Source organism: Endozoicomonas atrinae (genome assembly GCF_001647025.1).
Classification (GTDB): Bacteria; Pseudomonadota; Gammaproteobacteria; order Pseudomonadales; family Endozoicomonadaceae; genus Endozoicomonas; species Endozoicomonas atrinae.
The window spans coordinates 1-1,765 of record NZ_LUKQ02000511.1 but is presented as its reverse complement, the minus strand read 5'-3'; the positions used below and the strand labels follow the sequence as shown (position 1 = coordinate 1,765).

2 protein-coding genes are annotated in these 1,765 nt (G+C 54.4%); both read right to left on the bottom strand.

The annotated features are described in order from the left end of the window. Positions 1–1,292: tape measure protein (locus tag AK963_RS28520; RefSeq protein ID WP_139117755.1), on the bottom strand; the 1,292-nt coding region annotated here is incomplete at its 3' end. Between the two features lie 15 nt (positions 1,293–1,307). Next, the coding region (locus tag AK963_RS33920) for a phage tail tube protein (RefSeq protein ID WP_202969911.1) at positions 1,308–1,765 on the bottom strand (458 nt) is incomplete at its 5' end.

Sequence of the window (1,765 nt, the reverse complement as noted above, 5' to 3'; positions counted from 1 at the left end):
TTTCTCGCCAGAGCCTGCAAGCGACCGTCCTGATTCATCGCCTCTATTTTCAGGGCGATGGAACCCAGCAGGTTCTTGGTGTATTCCAGGGCACCACTGTCGGCAATTTCAGCCAGGAACTGCTGCCAGCTGTCTTTCAGGTTGCTAACATAACCGGACAGCAAACTCATATTTTTGGCCGCTGCACCTTCAGCACTTTTGCCAATTTCGGCAATCAGCAAGGCGATGGTATCCCGCCCCAGCTTCCCGGCAGACGACAGTTTCTGTAACTCCTGTACATTTTTGCCCGTAGCCTTTTCCAGTAATTCCCACACCGGAACGCCACGCTCGACCAGCTGTAGAATCTCCTCCCCCTGAAGTTTCTGTTTTGCCCAGGCCTGACCGACGGCCAGTGTGATGCCATTCAGCCGCTCCATCCCGCCGCCCAACTTGGAAGCCTGATCGACAATGGCCTGCATAGACCCATCCATGGGATCCAGACCAAAGGCTTTCAGCCGGACAAATGCTTCAGAGACCTCCTCCAGCTGGAATGGCGTGTTGCGGGTAAAGTCCTTAATCCAGGCCAGCGCCCGTTCACCTTCCGCCATGGAGCCCATAATGGCTTCCAGCTGAACACGCAGGCGCTCAAACTTATCGCCGGTGGTCAGGATGGACTCAATGCCACGTTTGATGGTGTACAGCCCTGCCACTGCTGCGACCAAGCCAGCGAACCGTCTGGTTAGGCGACCAATACCCGATGATGCCTGCTGGGCATCCCTCGAAATGCTCTTTAAACCAGAGCGCCTGAAACTCTTGGAGGCTTCCTTAGCCCGATTGCTGGCTTTTTGAAATGCCGCTGACGTTTCCCGAAGTTCCTGTCCAACTCGTTCCTGCTGTTGCGCCAGCTGGCGATTGGAAAGTCCCGTCTGGCTCAGACTTTTGCGCAACTCAGCCAGCTTCTGTCGCTGCGTATGGTAAGACTGGTTGGCTGACACCACCGCTTTACGGGCAGACTCCAGCCTGCGCTGTAGAGTCTTTGTGGGTTTCTCTGCCTGCTGATATTCCCGGGCCAACCGTTCAACCTTCATCTCGGCTTCACGAAAAGCCCGACCAGCCTCACGCACAGCAGATGTCTGTTTTTGGAAAGACGACAGCAATCGCTGTTGCTGTTCCAGTTCAGTGAGTTGACTCTTGAGGGATTGGGCTCTACTGCGCAGGGAGTCCAGGGAGGCGGCAGACTGCTTAACCGGACGTGACAGGGTATCCCGCGCTTTCAGCACCAACCGAAGCGCGGTTTCTTTGATGGAGGGCATAGGAAACTCGGCGGGTTATTGGGCCAGATCCAGCTGCATAAACGGACTCAGGCCCTGGCCGGTAATGGTAGGATCGGACAAAACATCCAGCTGCAAGGGAATGTTGGCAAAGTCATCAGAGATAAAGCCGAGGTTCTGGACTGGTGAGAACTTGACCCGATGGACCCGGATATTAAACGGCAGTCCTTCCTGGGCATCGTTCAGGCCTTCCATAAAGAGCACAAACTCCCGACCGGACTCCACCAGTGCCTGAACCATATTGGCAGGTAGTGGTGTATAGCTAACCTTGATCCCCAGGTTATCAATACCACCACCGTCAATAACCTTGATGCCTGACTGAGTCAGTTCATAATCATCACCAGCAACGAGCGTAGTATCCAGGCTGTCTTTGACCGTGATGGACTGATTAAGGTCCGGTAGCCGTTTAAACGGAATCAGTTCATCCGCTACGCCATGGCTAACCAATGGCTCAT